We start from the raw sequence: 18,074 nt of genomic DNA, 5'->3' as shown, positions 1-18,074 counted from the left end.
ACGGGATAAAAGAGAAGATAAATTTTACTACTATAGTCTTTTTCACTGTCGCAGTTGTCGCAGTGTTCTAAAACCTTTACTGTGGCACCTCTTACTGCGACAGTAACTCACTGTCGCAGTACTGTCGTAGTAGGCGGAGTAGATTTCAACATAGTAAGTATGGACTCAAAATATCCCAGGACGAACTGGCTAAAAGAGTGGGAACATCAGCGCCCATTATTGGCCGCTATGAACGTGGAGAGATTAAGCCCTCTATTGAGATGGCTAAAAAAATTGCGGATGAACTGGGCGTTACCGTGGATTATCTGATTGGTGGCTCTACCAGCATGGTATTGGATAAAAAATTACTTAAACGCATTGAAGATATTGAAGCTCTACCGGAAGAAGAGAAAGAAAAAATTTATTACTTCATCGATATGGCTATTACATATAACAAAACTAAAAAAGCATATTCACGATAAAATGAAAGAACCGCAAGCATAGATACTCGCGGCTCCTTCATTTTATGTTATGTATTTGTAACAAACCAAAAGTCTTCTGCAGAAAACCCATCATCAGGTAATCCATAATCAATATAATCCTTCAACGCCTCGTAATTAATTATAAATGCTTTCTCTGTCATTTCATCGGCATCTATAAAAACTATTGGCTGCCCTTCACTTAAAAGACTCTTTATAGAATCAGAATATTGAGACTTAATAAACACTAACGGATACTTTTCCCACATATAGCCAATAATCTCATCCCCTAAAAGAATGGAGGCCCAATTTTCCTCATTCTCCCAAAAAGATATAATATATCCATTACCCTCTAATTTCTTAATTATATTGAAAAAGCCTTGTCGCCACAATACATCCTGATTGATTGCCTTTTCTATACTATGTGTGATATCTCTCATAATACCTATTTTACCGGAGTGCCCGGAGAGCCGTGAATAAGTCCATTTATTTTCCTGTAGATATTAATGAAGTTCGTTGGCTCTCCACTACCTAGTATGCCTACATTGGTATTTAGAACCTGAACCTTAGCTTTACCTTGCGCATTCCATAATCCTGCTGCATCTGCATGCTCTGCCGCTTTTAATACCGTTTCATTAGCATTCACCGTTGGGTAAAACACACTTTTTCCTTCAACACCACCAAATACATGTTTCTTCATTGCCTCTTGTGATACTGTATATACTCCATTAGTTAATTCTCCATGCTTTGTTAATGTATAGGAGGCCTGCTCTGCTAATTTCACGCCTTCGTTAGCTACAGTGGGTCCTCCTGCTTCTGCAGCCAACATAGGTGTATTTAGTGCTCCAACTTTCCCAGCAGGGGTTAACGATGCCAAATTAACAGCTCCTTTCGCTACGTCCCAATTGAAAAATCTACTTCCCGCATCCTTATCAAAAACAACAGTACTCGTTATTTCAGCAGTTCTTCCTCCATAATCATTCATTCCCTCCGTTACACTATAAACAGTTCGCGGCCCCATACCGTTTACTGAACCAATTTGACTCCCAATAGCAGAAAATAAATTTTTTATACCCGCCTTAATTTCCAGTCCCGCTTTTAGAATATCATATCCACCACTATTTGTATTCCACGTTTCTGGGTCTCCAGGGCCAGGCTCATCTCCTAAAAAGTCATTATACCTAATCGGGTTATCATAGTTAGAAGCATACGGGCTCCACATCTCCATTTTCTCAATCTTTGGATCTATCTGATTCCACCTGCTTATCTGTGGATCAAGATTCCTCAACTGCGCATCATAAATATCCAGATCCAACTCACTCGTAAACTCTATCCCGTTATACTTCTTGCGATTCTCAGGGTAATTCGCACCTTTTAACGCATTGGAACTAATCCCCGCCATCGTGAGCCCAAATGGATAATAATAGCATCCCCTCCAACACCGGTCTCAAAGAACTCCTACCGCCTGAACGCAACCATGTATATGCATTACTGGATGCTTTTATTACTAAAATAAAGATACAAGGTGTCCTGTAAAACATAAAGCCGCAAGCAATGCCTGCGGCTTTATGTTGAGACTAAATCCCCCAGTTCTCGGAAGTAATTAACCTCCATTTGCCTTCATCACAAGAATACTCATATACTGTTTGTGATCCTCCTCCACTCGAAAAGTCATAATTACGCTTTTTATAGGTTATATAAAGGTTGATAATAGTGATCACAAACTTATTTTTATTTAATGTAGTAAATACTTTCCAGGCATAAATGCCTTTTGATAGTACTTTTCTATTGCGGTCATCATAGACATTAATAAATTTAAATTTATTGCTGGACGACACAGAATTTAATGGCTGATCTTGCTCATTTAACAAATACAGGTTTTCAAGATAATATTCACTATTTCGTTTTTTACTCGTATCCAAATATTGTGTATATTTAATTGTAATGGCTGAATCAACCATTATTTTATAGTCATCCTTACCTTGCTGTGCGTGGACCGTTAAAACACAGGATAATACAATCAGTATAAAAAAAAGCCTTTTCATATATTATTTTTTAGGCGTTACAAAATTAGCTTGTGGAATAGTCGCAATCACTCCGGTATTATTATAAATATAGACAGTCCCGTTACTTCTTGAAAATACATAGTTAATCTTACTGCCACTATTGGATACATCGCCTCCCTTATTTGAAGGCGCACTGTTGAAATGCCCATTTGTTGTTGTACCACCTATAGTTGTTCCCCCAAATGGATTACTCCCTGTTGAGGACTCTGATTTCGTCCCGCTTGGATGTGAGTGAAAAGTTGACTGAAAATCAAAACTGGCTATATTAATATGAGCATCTTTATTCAATATGGGGTCAGAAACTGGTCCGGGAGGAGATTGACTTACATTACCATCAGTTTTTACGACACCTCCATATTCTCGATTATTTGCAGGATCTGTTCCGCCTTTGCCATTATCTTGATTAACTATATCAACCATGGCTTGCCTTGTCGTTGCGGCCCCTTCTATTTCAACGCTATTCTTATAAGCAATATCATTACCTTCAAATGCCGCAGTGTTACCATTGTTATCCTTAATAAACTTCTCAGTTGCTTTCCTATCATTCTTGCTAATACCTGCCGAAGGAGCCTCGCTGTCAAAGTTTTTTTGAGTGGTTTTGATCACATATAGTTTCCCGTCATCTTTCCCATCACTACCGAGTTTCCGTCCATTTTCATCAAGAAAGTCGCCCGGCACCATTCCATCAGGATCAGTAAAACGTACAGGATTATTATATGAATAGCTATAAGGAGACCAACGCCGTGACACTTCAGAAAGAGGATCTGGCACATGCCACCTTCCTACCTGTGCATCATACATCCTTGCTCCGTAATCATACAATTCCAATCCACTTTCATCGCTAAACTCCTTAGTTTGCAACTCCTTCCCATTATACTTGAGTCTATTCTCCGGATAATTGGATCCTTTGAGCGCATTAGAACTAATTCCCGCCATCGTCAATCCAAACGGATAATAATAGCGTCTCCTCCAACACCGGTCTCAAAGAACTTCTACCACTAAAAATAACGGATTTTATTTTTTCATATGAAAGAAAAAAATCTGATCGGTCATAAAACGCGATCACCGTCCGGGGATAGATGATGTGTTACTGCTGCTGATTTTGTATTCTCATGTTGACTATAGATTTATCGATCAGCCTATATTCTGCCGTCCCCCACATCATCTGTCCCGGACGGAAGCGCGATAGCACTAACGCTGATCAAGGTACTGCCGCTGGTGTTCGCGCAGCTTATTCTTCCGTCGCCGGGCCAGCGGTATAACGCTGATGGCTATATTCTGTCGCCCCAACAAAACGTCTTCCGCCCCACACCGCCATTCCCCCCTGGCCGCTGCGGCGGCAGCCAGAGCGCAGGCCCTGGAGCGCAGCGGAAGGGCCCAGCGAGGGCGAGCCGCAGCAGGCCGCGCCTTCGTCCTTTATCTCGCCGGGAGCGCCAGCGGACGGCAAAATCAAAAATGGAAGGCCAGGGGGGAGAGCGGGGGGCGGACAAAAATGGACAGCGAAGGGATGGCGGGCATTAAGGCAACCATGATTAAAAACAGCCCTTAGCCAGACCGGGAGCTGGACGAACGAAGGGCGAGGGAGCGCAAAAAGCGTGACAGGCCGCAGCGCAGCCCCTGAAGCGCAGCGGAAGGGCTGGGCGTAGGACTGGCGCGCCTTTTTGCCGACCAAGCCCGCAGTGAGACCGCTTTTCCTTCTGGCATAAAGGCTTTACACTAACGGGCAGGGTTATATTATTTCAGAGTGGATCTGCACTATTTTAATGGATGGTACTGCTGCAGGGCATTTTGAAGATCATCCATGCTACTGAGTTTATAACGCTGCGTACTGCTCACATACCGGTGACCTGCCATATACTGCACCTGCCGCAGGTTGTATTGTTTTAACCAGTTTGTTATTACACTACTCCTGATCTGCTTTGCATCGATTATTTTAGTATTCAACTGCCGTAACTGCCGCATCATACCGCCCACCTGATTTACGATATTATTATCACTGGCCTTGCGTTTCTTATTTTCCTGTAGCAATGGCCCTTCTTTGAACTTATTGGCTTTTATATAGGCTTGCAGTTCCAGCACCTGCATAGCTTCCAGCCTGAGCCACCTTTCATTACTATGACTGCTGCCACTAATAAAAACCCTCCCTTCCTTTAAGTAAATATCCGTTACATATAACCGTTTCAGTTCCTCCACCGTTACACCCTGATGGATAAACAGACCTAACATAATTTTCTTTGAGGCATCTACCAGTAATTGCAGATTATAACATTCATACAGATGGATCATTTCATCCTGACTTAACAGATTATTAGGTAATCGCCGGATGATGCCTTTCATAAACAAGCCCGTAGCGGGGTTATCTGCCCGCTTTCCAGCAGACACCAGGTAATTAAAGTAATGCCGTACAGGGCATAGTATAGCGTTAATCAGGGCTTTACTTTTATTCATAGATTGCAGCCACCGGATAAAATCCAGTAACTCCGTATAAGAGATAACATCGGCGGATAACTGTTCCTGATGCAACCACGATGTAAAGTAATCCAGGTACTTGCTGTAAGTGCTGATAGTACTGCCGCTATGCTGCTTCTGTTTTAAATAATCAGTGAACGTCATATCGTGTCATTTATAAGGTGAGTATAAAGCTGCGTACTATCCAATACTTCATGGCCTAAAAACTCCTGGATCTGTTCAAGGCCCATACCTGATACCAGCAAGTGCGTAGCAATACTGTGCCGCAACGTATGTGTGCCGATATTCTTTATTAATCCTGCCTTTTTAGCCAGTAGTTTGATTCGTATATATAAACTCTGCTTAGTGAGCCCTTTGCCCTTATTTGCGCCTATAAACAGCATTGGTGAAGAAGTTTGCAGTAATTGGAGCCGGGCATGATCTATATATAATCGCAACTGCCCATAACTGCCACCAGCTATAGGTACATACCTTTCCTTGTAACCCTTGCCCTTACGCACATATAATAATCTGCGATCTGTAATAATATCACCTACTTCAAGACTGGCACCCTCATTAAGCCGCAGGCCACAACCATAGAACACTGCCAGCATAGCCTGGTCACGCAGACCCAACACACTATCGTCCGTAGCTTCGTATAGCTGCCCGATTTCCTGCACCGTTAGCCAGACAGGTTTATTCCTGCTATCTTCCAACCATTCCAGATTAAAGCCTATACCGCTTTTTCCAGTTTCACGCAGGTAGCGGCTAAAGAGCTGTAATGCCTGTACATACTTATTAATATGCCCTGCACTATACCCGCGACCGGTACGGATACCGGTTTGTATTTTCAGATGATCTACATAGCTGGTGGCATCGGCTGCCATTAGCTGATGCAGCCCCATTTTACCGCCCTGCTCCTGATAATGCAGGAACTCACCCACATGACGAGGCAGGTTATATACGCTACATTCCGCATAGCTTAGTGTTTGCAACCACTGCTTAAAGCCTGCACATAGTAATACATGCTCACTACTGTGCAGTACGTACACTGTTTCCATAAACAATAAATTTTAGTAATAAGGGAGGGGCTAACGGGGTAAAAGAGAAGGTAAATTTTACTACTATAGTCTTTTTCACTGTCGCAGTTGTCGCAGTAGCCTAAAACCTTACCTGTGGCACCTCTTACTGCGACAGTAACTCACTGTCGCAGTACTGTCGTAGTAGGCGTAGTAGATTTCAACATAGTAAGTATGGACTGTACTTGCGCATCTATCAGGCTGGTAAGCTCTTTATATTCATTGCCATCTAAGATAACATATTCAAAACCCTGACGGTGCTTATAACCGCTTACCTGACGGATATAACCATATTGGTGCAACTCTCTGATGTAACGCTGTACTGTACGGGGTTGTAACCGGAACTGCTTTCTTACTTGCTGGGGAGTAAAACTATCCTCCCCATTATTATGCAGGTAATCTTTTAACTGCTCTAAAAAGATTCTTGTTGCTTTTGCCAGTTCATCACCTTTACTAAACATCACCTCCTTTAACAGCTCGAACGCGGCTGCAATATCATCCGGCGTAGTTTCAATATAGGGCTGCCCGTTAGTATCCCGCTTTACCTCCCGCTGGTACTGATGATAAAAAGTGATCGTTTCTATAAACGATAATAACAGCGTCATGGTTCTGCGAGGCTTAAAAATCTGTTCCGGTAGCTGGATGCAGCCTGCATAAGGATTCACTACCCCCACCGGTTGCAGTACCTGCTGCACATTCCTAAAAAGATGTTTAATAGCTTGTTCCTGGCTATAATTAACTGCTCCTGCGCTAAGGCGGGCCTGATATTCCATAATACGCCGGTCCTGTTCTTTGCTGGCATCCACATACAACAACAGACAACGGTTTGCATTATCTTCGTATAGCTTTTCCCGGGTAGTACAACCACTCACACTTACCGGACCTTCTACTGTGACAGTAACCGTTTTCAGGTTGCCTTTATTATCTTTTAGTGTAACCGTTTTAGTGATACGCTTTTTACTTTGCAGTTCCCGCAAGGGATACAGGGAAGTTTCCGCACCGTCCAGATCCTCGATCAGTAGCAGCTTATGCTTTAACTCGTCCTGCTTAAAGTAATAAAACGCATTCTCCGTGATTTGTGTAATCTCTATTTTATCCCCTGCAGGGATCAGGTCTGATACTCTTTCCTGCAGATAGGTTTTACCGCTGCCACTACTGCCTAAAAACATAATATGCAACGGGGTATGTTGTTTACGGCTACTGTACACCAGGTAAGCAATCATCCGGTTGACCTCTTCCCCTATAAGGCCCGACCTGCCTATATCTTCACCGGTACGTTTTAAAAGATCAGGCGCTTTCAGATAGTTAATAGCTGCTTCCCGTTGTGCTGGTGATAACTCCGGTTTAGCTGCTGGCTTAAGTTGCATACTTTCCATACGTTGTACCCGGTAACCTTCCAGTGCGTTTGTAAGCTGCGCAATAACGGCGGTAACTACCTGCTGGCTCATGTCATACGACGCCGATACCTGGCTGATTAACCCTTGTGTATGGCTATGGTTATACAAGTCCAGATTATGGCGCAGCGGTAATAACTGTTTTTGCTTATGCTCTATTTTCAGCGTTACCCGCAGCCGATCTAAACCAGTTACTTTAATACCACCTAAAACAGTAATAAGCAATACACCACCATCATAAATTAACAACTCCGGGTTTGCTGTATTTAGCCTGGTATCACTCGCAGGTAATGCGGGCGGGGTAAAGGTTTCAGCAGGTACATTTTCAGGCACCACATAAAAAGACACGGGCTGCCTACCCTCGATCAGCTCTACCAGGACACGGCTGTCATCATGCGACTGTAACACGCTGTTTATATCCTCACCATCCGGAAGGTTTACCGTAGTGATCTTTACATGGGGAAGCAACTGCAACAGCGTGTTACTATGCTTTATAGTAGCTGCTTTCCCTGCATCATCGCCATCCAGCATAAAAATAATTTCCTGTAACCCGGTGCTGGCAATGATTGCCTGTTGATGTTCCGTTGTAAGGCCATTAGTGCCATACAAGGCTAATATCTTATACTGCGTGCTGATCTCTGGTTGCTGTAACAGGCTGGCAGCATCGATCACACTTTCTGTAAGTATCAACCTTGTGGCAGCAAGTGTTGGGTAACAGGGATAAAGACCGGTTCTACCAGTTAAATAAAAATGCCGCTGATCTTCATTATTACTGATACTACGACCGTATAGGGATACTATCTTATTTTCATAACTACGTAAAGGGAAGATCACACATTCTTTTGCCCATACGCTGTAACCATGTACCACCTTATCTTTCAGCAACCCATACTTTACCATGCTGCTAACCAGGTGATGGTTTTTGCTTTCAATATGCAAGCCGCCACTGTTATAACCAATATCATTCTGCTGATAGTTTATACAACGACCTTGCAGGTATCCGGTGGCTTTTTTACTGGCAGGTAATGCTTTTTTAAAGTAGCTGAACAGCTTTGTCATTAATGCTTCCCGTTCCAGCATATCCGCTTCATTACTTAGTGGTGGCAGGGTTTCAGACACTTGCTTTTGAGACATGACATTACCTGCGCCCAATAATGATTTCGCTTTCATAATAGCTTCATGTGTGCTACACTTTTCTATCAACTGTATAAACTTTATCACATCACCGGTACCAGCATTACAGTTACTACTAAAGCAATGATAGGTGTCCGTTTTAGGGTAAAGCTGTAAAGAAGGAGTTTTATCAGGATGGAACGGACACAAGACCCGGTGATGTTTATCAGACTGTAAACCATAATGGCTAATCACTTCGCCGATAGATAACTGCTGCTTAATGTCCTTTATCTCCATGACCAGGCTTTCTTTTTATCGTCAACGTTTCGTCTCCAACGGTGATCTCTACTTGGTCTCCCACATTAAAAACTGCCTTCTCTAACCATAGACCACTGATGTTAAGCCAGGCAACATAGCGCCCATTAGGATTACAGCAGTCTTTTAACTCCTGATACTTACCGTGCAGTTTTACAAGTCTGGTATGCTTTGCCATGTGGAAAAATATTTTATCTGGTACTATTGTACACAAATGTATATGATTATACAATTACAACAAAGTATTATCGTGTTTTTTTGTGTATAGTAATACCGTATTTTTGCCTAAATGCTGTCTTTTACTGCATTTACGGTACTATTATGAACAAAATATCCAAGATCATAACTGAACTGCGCAAGCAAAAAGGCTGGTCACAAACAGACCTGGCTGTTGAGAGCAATGTATCCAGAGAGATTATAGGCAAGTATGAGCGCGGCGATGCTATGCCATCTATTGATTTTGCAAAACGGATCGCCGATGCACTGGGCGTATCACTGGATTACCTGGTGGGTGAAGGGATTAACGCTCATTTTGATAAAAAAACGCTGCAACGTATCCAGGACATTGAGAAGCTCGACGAGGATACCAAAGAAAAGGTATATTTCCTTATTGATAATATTATTCAAAATACCAAGGCTAAAAAAGCCTTTAACTCATAAAAAAGATTGCAGACAACGCCTGCAATCTTTTTATGAATGATTCTTAAAACGAACCTTAAAATAAATATTTATTTTGTTCAGCTATATCCTAAAGGGAACCATATTCCTCTATTAATAGGTGGATCCATATTAGGTATAACATGATTCCTATCCAATTTTTGTATATCTACATTTTCTATAACCTCCTTTATTACTGGTAAGTCTCTACCATAAAAAACCTTGTCTTTTAAGAGTTGTATTACATCATTATACTCATAACCTGTAACCCCACATCCTATTATTAAACCATATGGAGGATTCTCATAATTAGAAAAATCAAACTCAAACCAATATCGTTTCATATACATCGTATTATACTAACCATTAATTTTGTCTCGGAATAGTCACAGGTCTGGCTCCGGGTTCAAACCTTATAAGAGGTCCAATAAAAGGATTACCAAGTCCGGGAATAATGCCTGATTTGGGATCCAAGCCTGGCAAAGCGTTCTTGACATCTTGAAAATATGGCATTGCAGATGGTGGTGCGATATAATCAATATCACTCTTTGTACCTGGACCTTTCCCTATTGGCAAATCTGAACCAACACCACGCCTTGTCCCCTCAGCAGCAGATCCCCCTACTTCCAAAGGTCTTCCTGCATCATTAACTACAGTCTGTATTTGTTTGGCTTCTTTAATAGTAAGATCTCCCAAATTCCCATACTTAGCCACATCTTTAATTACTCCAACGACTTTCGCTAGCCCCTCAGTTGCAGCTACAACAGTGCCTTCCGCTAAAGTTTTCCCAATAACTTTACCTAATCCTGAAGATCCCTCATTCATCACCACACGAGTATTATCAGCTGTACTGCTAATTGTTCCCGACAATCCCAAAGTCGCCCCATTAAGCGAACTTTTCAACAGGTTTTGAGGAGAGGCCATTGCTTTAAGTGTCTGAACTGGATTAGCAACAGCATTACCTATACCCTTAAAATAGCTAGTAAACCCAGTAACAATGCTTCTAAAAAAACCCTTCTTATTAGGGTCTTCCCCCTCATCACCTAAAAAGTCATTATACCTGATCGGATTATCATAGTTCGATACATACGGACTCCACATCTCCATATTCTCTATCTTCGGATCGATCTGATTCCACCTGCCAATTTGTGGATCCAGATTCCTCAACTGCGCATCATATATATCCAGATCCAGCTCACTCGTATACTCTATCCCATTATACTTCTTCCGGTTCTCCGGATAGTTCGCTCCCTTCAACGCATTAGAACTAATCCCCGCCATCGTCAACCCAAACGGATAATAATGTGTTTCCTCCAGCAAAGGACCGGATGCCAAAGCAACCGTTACATTATCAAAGAACACGTCCTGTGGGCTTTCATTGCTGGTATACACATACAGGAAACCAGATTTATCCATCACCATCTTATCCTGGCTAAGCGTCTGCAGCTGGTCCGGTTCGGCTTTTACCTGTTTTACCCCGCTATTCTTATCCACTAATTTAAACTGATCATCAAACAAAACAAAATTAAGATATGCTTTGGGTCTGTCGGCATTGGGCTTATCTGCATCTCTTTCTTTCAACCGCCGGTAATCATTATTATAAAAATTGCTGTTGAAAGGTGTCATATTATCACTGCCGGCTACTCCATGCGTACCATCAGGGCTGCTGCCTCTATTAAAAGCCTGTACCAGGTCGGCCAGCATATTTTCGGCGGTTGAAGCCACGGGCTGTTGGGCTTTGGGCCCACCGGATTTATAAAACGCTTTCGCGCTGAGCTGGATCGTGTCCCCTGCCATTACCCGCAATACAATGGAAGGTCCTATTTTCTTTCCCCCATTGGCGGCGGTTAATTTAGCAACAGAAGCGTTGCTGCCGACACTTTCATCAGCAGGATAGCCCGCTGGTTTGGCGACGCGGGAGTCATCAATATTACTGAACAAAGCGGTTTCTGTTGCAGCAGCCGATGTTTCCATCGTGGCTGCGTACATAGAGAAGTCTGTCTGTTCTGTTAATACCATCCGCACGTTGCCCAGGTGATCCTTTACAAAGTAATCATATTTAAACGCCAATGGCTGGCCCGGTTGAAAAACGGCTCGCACACGCCCTTCTTCATGGCCTAAGAACTGCAGCGTATCGTTCTGGTAAACAAATCCATTGAGATAGTCTGTTGTGGTAACTTTAGCCGGGTTAACCGTATTATCTGTAACGATCTTTCTCAGCTTGCTACCGGCAGCATCATACAGATATTTAATAACGCCTTTCCCGGTAATGGCTATACTATCCGGCAGATTGAGATAGTTGTAACGGATTGCGGCTATATTTTTATTGAGATCCTTAATAAGGTTACCATTGACATCGTACGTATAATCTGCTGTTTCATTGTTGTTGATCTCCTTAAAATCACCCAGCTGGCTTTGTGTGTTATTCGCCCTGTCTGTTACGAAGGACAGTTTATTACTACTGGTAAGATAACCATACTTTAAGCTATCAATGGTTTGTACAACTAGGCCGTTCAATCCCTTCTGGTTCATGGACAAAATATTACCATTGGCATCATATGATAAGCCGCTTACGGAAAAATTAGCCAGGTTATCTGTCCAGTTGGCGGCGCCTGTGTTCTGCTGGGCAAACTGCGCTCCCGTCAGGCGGCTGGCTTTATCATAACTATATCCATAGGCACGTGCAATGCCATTACTGCGGCCTTTCCATTTGGTACCGGATATATTACCATTGAATTGAGCAGAAGTAAATCCATAGTCGTAATTAAGCTCCTGTCCAAACCAGTTTGCTGTACTTCCTGCTGTTGGGATAAAATCCTTATTAATTGACCTTAACCAGCCACGGATATTATATTCATAATTTAATGTTTCCAGCTGCGTGGTACCTGTTACGCCTAAACGTTTCTTCTTTAGCTGGCCCAGTTCATCGTATTCATTTACAGCTATTGTTCTTTCCAGGTTCACATCATTGTTCAACCGCTTCTTGATATTGAGCAACCGACCGCCGGCATCATATGCCAGCATCGTTAGCACCTCGGTTTGAGGAATGCGGCCACTACGCTGGTTCCGGTGGCGTAAATAAGTGCTTAGCAGCTTCCCATTAAAATCGTACAGGCTGGTAGTTACATCCTGTCCTCCGCTAAGATTATCAGCCAATACCTGGATCAATCGTCCTTTATCATTGTAGTAATTGGTGGTAGTAAGCCACTGATCTGTACCCAGTACCCGCACTTTAGTACCTGTAACCAGGCCCTTGATCATAGTGCTGGCTGCAGCAGGTAATGCTTCCGCATTTAAGTTGCTACCGGCCTGGGGTTTGGTGACGTCTGCGCTTACATAGTTTTGCTTACCGGCAAAGCTATAATTTTCATAAAAGGTGTATGTTAACGGTGTTAAAGCGCTGATAGGGATATTCGGCAGAGGGTTGGTAACGGCAACATTCGCATTGCCATTAGTAGCCGAGGCGTTGATTTCAAGGGTCACTTCCGTACCGGCTCCGGTGTCGAAACCATCTGTAAGTGTAATGCTGTTGGTGGCCTGGTAGGAAACGCTTCCATTATGGTTAGCCAATACCAGGTCCGCTGTTCCCGGGAAATTATAAGATAGGCTTTGCGTATTGCCGGTTGCGGTATTCATCGTTGCCTGCAAGGTAGCGCGGTCTGTGGCAACATTGTACAGAGCGGTCATGGTGGGGCGGTTCAGCGCATCATAAAAAGTAACGAGCCAGCTCTTGCCTTTCAAGTTACCATCACGTGAAAAAGCAAGTCTGTCACGTACATCATATACCATTTCTGTGGAGTCTGCACCAGGCACCTTTTTAACGATCATGCGGTTACGACCGTCATAGCGGTAAATAAAACAGAGCTCCGCTGCGACGGCAGTACTGATCGTCCAGTTACTGATGATGGCTTCCACTGCTTTTGGAGGTATTACAAACCGCAAATTGCCCAGGTCATCGTAAACGTAATAGGTACAAAGCCAACCCATGTGCGCAGAGCCAGGGGTTGAACTTAACTGTACTTTCTTCAATATCACCCGGCCCTCCTTATCCTTATATTCCACCACCTGGTTAGCGGCTTCATCGACGGTTACATTTTTAAACAGCTGACCGGCAGCATATATGCGTCCGGACACGCTGGTGGGAATAACAGCCCCGGCTGTAAATTCCCAGATCCGCACTGAATCTGCTACGGTATTTATAAGGTATTTATTTTCTACCGGGTGATTCCCTCCCCTTTCTACTGTAGAAGGATCATTCTTTGCCCAGCTGTTACCAGGAGCATAAGTTTTCAACACCCTGTTCAATGGGGATGCTTCATAATCAGTCCGCGAATAATAAACGCTTTCCCCCGCTACTCCGGGCGCGAGAGTTGTATTCTGGTAAAAAGCTTTCTGCGCATTAAATGGGTCAGTTTTAAACTTTCCATCTTTTACGTTTTGAGGAACATAGGGAAGATACTTAGTTTGCTCCCGTCCAAACTGATCATATACAACAGGAGATACGATATCATTACCTCCAAAGCTCATCGCTTTGGCAACTGTTTGCAATGGTCTGCCAAGGCCGTCTACATAAGCGGTTGTTTGCCTGACTTCCGCTACCGTCCGGTTGGCTGAGGCTACATAAGCCGTATCGGCAGTTGGCAATGCAGGTTCCCAGGTACGCACATAATTTATTGGCACATTGTTATAGGCTGATGGAACTTGCACTGGCGTAGCCGTTGACCTTGTACTTCCCCCTGGAACCTGGGCCAACGTACTTCCTGAAATTAAAAGCAGCAAAACGCACAAACATACATTTACGATACGGATTAACTGACAAAACATTTAACTAGTTTATATATCTTCAATTAAATCAATTTGCTTGCTGGTACCTGTAATCAAACTGCTTCAATATCTTCCCATTCTGGTCTTTTATCAGCTTAAGTCGCCCCAAACCATCGTATTCATAAAAAATGGTTTTGCCGGATGGATCTGTTTCACTTGTAATACCAATCATAGGTGCATATGTATAACTTGTGACCATGGTGCTACCGGCCGGCAGTTTACTGCGAAGTATATTCAATTCATCCCTGAGTTGTTGATCACTACTGGGTTTTCTGAGAATAGCCGGATTAAGATAGGACATCGCTGTGTTAAAAGTAGTCCCTATTATCTTAGCAACAGGATAACGGTTATCATATCCCCATATGTAAACTTCATTTATATTGCCTGTTTCACATTGTTCCTGAATATTGCCGTCCGCATCATACTGATTATACTTTACATAACTTTCCCTAGGATTATCCCCTATCTCTCTGAATATCTCTGCAGGACGAACAACACCTTGGGAGCTATTGATGACTTTATAAGACAGTATCTTCTTTTCTATGTTCTTTGATCTCCGTTTATTTTGAACTTCTACCACCGGAGAAATCTGGTTAATTTCCTGCATGGTAAGAAGGGCTTTATCATTTTCAGGCAAACTGTTTCTGCAGTTTAAATAAGCCTGTTGTTGAACCAGATTACAAGCATTAAAATCGGCTATTTTCAAGCTAAGAGCTGCTTCGTAGTCTACCTGACACCGATCGTATCCATCGAAATCATTAGCGTCTATTGCTCTCTGTTGACAGGTTTCCCTCGTTTGCGATAATTGAGCAAGCTGTTGATCTAAATTGGCCTGACAAGAACCAGGAAAGCAAGATTCATATTTCATATCTCCTACGTACTTAAAAAACTGCTCTTTAGTTTCAAGTGAGCTACCGGTGCTTGTAATTTTTGTAGGTAATAAATGAGCAGGATTATCGTAGGAATAACTCACCTCCGTAACAAGTGGTTCCACGCTGCCTGGTGCATAATTCATTTCCTTCGTTGATAATAACGTCGATCTGTGACAATGATAATATAGTCTATCTACTCTATACTCCAAGCTATTCTGGAATATCTGACATCCCATACTTTTTGGAGTACCAAATACACTGGAGCTAAGATCGCCTCCACCTGCGACAAAACGTTTATAATCACAATCACTTGTTATTACATAAAACATGACACTGTCTCTTCCCCAGGACTCGAAACCATCATCATTTTCATTCTTATATGTATTCTGTATCTCCTTTACAAGTGTGTAATTATCGTTGGCATCGACACTGTAAATTTTCGTATCCAGTAATTGCTTACGCACATACTCCCTGTCTTGCCGGACATAAGGAAGCCTGGGAGGGATTTCATCTATTCCTTTATTAAAAGTATATACTGTTTTTCCCAGTTTCTTTCCCGAGGGATCTTTCATTGATTCAGTTACCTCCTCGTATGAAAGCGCACTATTTGTTGCTCCACCTATCGGGACTGATGGAAACTCTGAATAATAAGTAGCTGTCATATCGCCAGATTTAGTGTGTATAAATTTGAGTTGCGTAGTATTCTTCAATACAAAATCCAATGTACCATTAAAGGCGTTGGAGTTAAAATACGACTTGGTATAATCATATTCTTTTATAGTAGTATTGCCTGTTCCATCATCATTAATAATCTTTTTAATCCTATGACCGCCTGTGTATACCGTCTGCAGCTGATCCTCATACCTATCTGCTTCAAAGTCGTAATAAGTGGCACTCATCCTATACATAGGCGTTTGACTGCTGCTTGTCATAGAACCTGGGTCAGCCAATCGCAGACGGTATGTATGTGTAATATTAACATCTATGATTGCACTGTAATTTTCTGATGTTTGCTGCCCCGATTCAAGGCCCGACAACGTGTTATATAATACCGTCTGTCCCGTAGTCACATCAATTAATTCTACCCTTGGGCGCTGTGCGAAACATCCGCCCACGCCAGGTGTACATGTTTTAGAACCTGAGAAATTAAGTCGTGCCTTACCTCCTCCATTAGGAGAAGGAGTAAACGTAACATCGATACCCTGAGTGCTGTTGGGAACCATATTCATTGTAGAAACATATGCTGCAGAAAGCTCCCTCCCCGGGATCAATACAGGCACCATTGCTTTTGTCTGATTAGGCTCAAAATTAAAATCAGTAAAGCCACCTGTTGGATACACAATTCTTCGCAACATTGCCTTACTCATAAAATCTGGGTTGCCAGCTCTTTTCTCAGGTGTAATCTTAGCTTTAAAAACATGCTCTAATGCATCATAAACATTATCTGCCATTAACAAATGGTCATTGTCAAGAGACAACGAAAAGCCATTATAATAACCCCATAAATCTCTGGAGTTGGTGTTGTATGGAGGAACATCATTAGTATTATACAAAAACTTATGGGGTGCTTTGTTTACGGTTATTCCTCCATTATACCCCGTTTCGGTCAGGCTGTCCAGTCGCAGTCGATTGGGTGCATTAGCTATCGTGGAGGCAAAATTGGACGTAAAAAGGCCGAACGATCTGATTTTTTGACCCTGGTTATTATACACATCAATGCTTTGCAATACAGGCTGACCAACTGCGCTATAATTGAAAAACAGCTTACCTGTCTTACTCTGAATCTCGGTAATTCTTGCAGTGCCCACTCCTATCATGCTACTATGCCTGGACATCTGGGGAACAGGAAGACCGAAATTAAGAATACCTCGCTCTATTACCATTGATGTACTTGTTTGGCTATAAGAATAACCACCCTGATTATAAGCATACTTAAAAAAGATAGTATCCGTTTTATCAGCAGAAATAATACTCGTCAAATACCATGCGTTAACAACTGTTTTTACATTTGCTGGTGCATCATCGTTTTGGGAGTAATCTAATGCATTGCCTGTTGCAAATAACATTTGTCCGCCGGCCTCTCTGTAGTCTTTTCCAAACTCATATGTTACTCCATTTTCGTCAATAATAGAAAAAGGGGCAATCTGTTTGGCATTTCCTTCCCTATATTTTATTTTTATTGGATCATATGGCATGGTAAGTGCCACCGGCTCATCTTTAAGATAAAGCTTATTACGAAAAACAAACTTTCCTCCCTTGTTCATAAAATTGTAGAAGTAAATGTCTGGTTCCCCATCTCGCGGTTGTTCCGGCGTATAATGATTATATAAATAATTGGCAATGCAATATTCTTTATAGTAGCGATTAAGAGCGCTGCCTCCTTCCGGAAATATCCAGTTTAAGAATCCCCAACGGGAATTATCGGGCAAACCGCGCACCGTACGCATAATAGCCCCACCAGCATTTAGCGTCCACCCCAATCCCATTGTGGTAGTTCTATCGGTTACCCTGATCCCACTGGCATGATAACTTAAAGAAATGGGTACACTTAACCTAGAGGACTGCAATTCGTACAATGGAATAGTGATATCCGGCAATCCATTATTAAGAGACACCGGGTAATCTATATACTTACCAAGTGAAGATGCTGTTGGAGAAGTTGATGGGATTACCTGCTGCATTTCCAGCTCCTGTGAATAACAAACAATGTTTACAATCATCAACACAAAACAGGTAAGAAGAATACTCTTACACCAAAATAAAATTAACCTTTTCATCCTTTATCAATGAATTTATAAGAAAAACAGTCCGTTTTATCGACTGTGCTGCGTTAGGCAGCATTATCTTA

At 42.4% G+C, this 18,074-nt stretch carries 12 protein-coding genes and 1 pseudogene; 2 read left to right on the top strand and 11 right to left on the bottom strand.

Going from position 1 to position 18,074, the window contains the following annotated elements; translation table 11 throughout:
- Positions 1 to 110: 110 nt before the first annotated feature.
- The gene (locus FN124_RS21035) at positions 111 to 461 is read left to right on the top strand and encodes a helix-turn-helix domain-containing protein (RefSeq protein WP_142686762.1); all 351 of its coding nucleotides are present in this window, start codon (positions 111 to 113) and stop codon (positions 459 to 461) included.
- A gap of 47 nt (positions 462 to 508) precedes the next feature.
- Here the strand turns inward: FN124_RS21035 and FN124_RS21030 are convergent, their stop codons facing one another.
- The 8 genes and pseudogenes from FN124_RS21030 to FN124_RS20995 form a co-directional block, all read right to left on the bottom strand.
- The gene (locus FN124_RS21030) at positions 509 to 898 is read right to left on the bottom strand and encodes a hypothetical protein (protein WP_142686761.1); all 390 of its coding nucleotides are present in this window, start codon (positions 896 to 898) and stop codon (positions 509 to 511) included.
- Positions 899 to 903: 5 nt separating this feature from the next.
- Positions 904 to 1,869 (bottom strand): annotated as a pseudogene (locus tag FN124_RS31195) (hypothetical protein); the annotation flags it as partial.
- A 166-nt stretch (positions 1,870 to 2,035) separates the two neighbouring features.
- A complete protein-coding gene (locus FN124_RS21020; RefSeq protein ID WP_142686760.1) occupies positions 2,036 to 2,503 on the bottom strand; it encodes a hypothetical protein in 468 nt (155 codons plus the stop codon).
- 3 nt (positions 2,504 to 2,506) lie between these two features.
- A complete protein-coding gene (locus FN124_RS21015; RefSeq protein WP_142686759.1) occupies positions 2,507 to 3,460 on the bottom strand; it encodes an RHS repeat-associated core domain-containing protein in 954 nt (317 codons plus the stop codon).
- A gap of 819 nt (positions 3,461 to 4,279) precedes the next feature.
- On the bottom strand, positions 4,280 to 5,137 hold the full coding sequence (locus FN124_RS21010; protein WP_142686758.1) for a tyrosine-type recombinase/integrase: 858 nt from the start codon (positions 5,135 to 5,137) through the stop codon (positions 4,280 to 4,282).
- Positions 5,134 to 6,033, bottom strand: a complete 900-nt coding sequence (locus FN124_RS21005; RefSeq protein ID WP_142686757.1) for a tyrosine-type recombinase/integrase — start codon at positions 6,031 to 6,033, stop codon at positions 5,134 to 5,136. Before FN124_RS21005 ends, FN124_RS21010 begins: the two co-directional genes overlap by 4 nt.
- Before the next feature lie 140 nt (positions 6,034 to 6,173).
- Complete coding sequence (locus FN124_RS21000; RefSeq protein WP_142686756.1) at positions 6,174 to 8,855, bottom strand: CHC2 zinc finger domain-containing protein; 2,682 nt, start codon at positions 8,853 to 8,855, stop codon at positions 6,174 to 6,176.
- Entirely contained in the window at positions 8,836 to 9,051 is a 216-nt protein-coding gene (locus FN124_RS20995; RefSeq protein WP_142686755.1) for a SymE family type I addiction module toxin, read from the bottom strand. Before FN124_RS20995 ends, FN124_RS21000 begins: the two co-directional genes overlap by 20 nt.
- Positions 9,052 to 9,194: 143 nt before the next feature.
- On the opposite strand from FN124_RS20995, the gene FN124_RS20990 reads away from it, so the two are divergent.
- Positions 9,195 to 9,533, top strand: a complete 339-nt coding sequence (locus tag FN124_RS20990) for a helix-turn-helix domain-containing protein (protein WP_142686754.1) — start codon at positions 9,195 to 9,197, stop codon at positions 9,531 to 9,533.
- A 77-nt stretch (positions 9,534 to 9,610) separates the two neighbouring features.
- On the opposite strand, the gene FN124_RS20985 is transcribed toward FN124_RS20990, so the two are convergent.
- The 3 genes from FN124_RS20985 to FN124_RS20975 all read right to left on the bottom strand — a co-directional run bounded on the left by FN124_RS20985 (position 9,611) and on the right by FN124_RS20975 (position 18,003).
- Entirely contained in the window at positions 9,611 to 9,874 is a 264-nt protein-coding gene (locus tag FN124_RS20985; RefSeq protein WP_142686753.1) for a hypothetical protein, read from the bottom strand.
- 22 nt (positions 9,875 to 9,896) lie between these two features.
- Positions 9,897 to 14,237 (bottom strand): DUF6443 domain-containing protein, encoded by a 4,341-nt coding sequence (locus FN124_RS20980; RefSeq protein ID WP_142686752.1) that lies wholly within the window; start codon positions 14,235 to 14,237, stop codon positions 9,897 to 9,899.
- Positions 14,238 to 14,382: 145 nt separating this feature from the next.
- Entirely contained in the window at positions 14,383 to 18,003 is a 3,621-nt protein-coding gene (locus FN124_RS20975) for an RHS repeat domain-containing protein (protein ID WP_142686751.1), read from the bottom strand.
- Positions 18,004 to 18,074 lie beyond the last annotated feature (71 nt).

The sequence above is a fragment of the Chitinophaga polysaccharea genome, assembly GCF_902150045.1.
In the GTDB taxonomy this organism is placed as follows: domain Bacteria; phylum Bacteroidota; class Bacteroidia; order Chitinophagales; family Chitinophagaceae; genus Chitinophaga; species Chitinophaga polysaccharea_A.
The sequence above is the reverse complement of the archived record's forward strand: the minus strand, read 5'-3'. Positions and strand labels throughout refer to the sequence as shown.

Excerpts from the sequence above, each read along its gene's own strand:
- FN124_RS21005 (WP_142686757.1), bottom strand. The coding sequence starts at position 6,033 with ATGGAAACAGTGTACGTACTGCACAGTAGTGAGCATGTATTACTATGT.
- FN124_RS21000 (WP_142686756.1), bottom strand. The coding sequence starts at position 8,855 with ATGGAGATAAAGGACATTAAGCAGCAGTTATCTATCGGCGAAGTGATT.
- FN124_RS20995 (WP_142686755.1), bottom strand. The coding sequence starts at position 9,051 with ATGGCAAAGCATACCAGACTTGTAAAACTGCACGGTAAGTATCAGGAG.
- FN124_RS21015 (WP_142686759.1), bottom strand. The coding sequence starts at position 3,460 with ATGGCGGGAATTAGTTCTAATGCGCTCAAAGGATCCAATTATCCGGAG.
- FN124_RS21020 (WP_142686760.1), bottom strand. The coding sequence starts at position 2,503 with ATGAAAAGGCTTTTTTTTATACTGATTGTATTATCCTGTGTTTTAACG.
- FN124_RS21030 (WP_142686761.1), bottom strand. The coding sequence starts at position 898 with ATGAGAGATATCACACATAGTATAGAAAAGGCAATCAATCAGGATGTA.
- FN124_RS20975 (WP_142686751.1), bottom strand. The coding sequence starts at position 18,003 with ATGAAAAGGTTAATTTTATTTTGGTGTAAGAGTATTCTTCTTACCTGT.
- FN124_RS20990 (WP_142686754.1), top strand. The coding sequence starts at position 9,195 with ATGAACAAAATATCCAAGATCATAACTGAACTGCGCAAGCAAAAAGGC.
- FN124_RS20985 (WP_142686753.1), bottom strand. The coding sequence starts at position 9,874 with ATGAAACGATATTGGTTTGAGTTTGATTTTTCTAATTATGAGAATCCT.
- FN124_RS21010 (WP_142686758.1), bottom strand. The coding sequence starts at position 5,137 with ATGACGTTCACTGATTATTTAAAACAGAAGCAGCATAGCGGCAGTACT.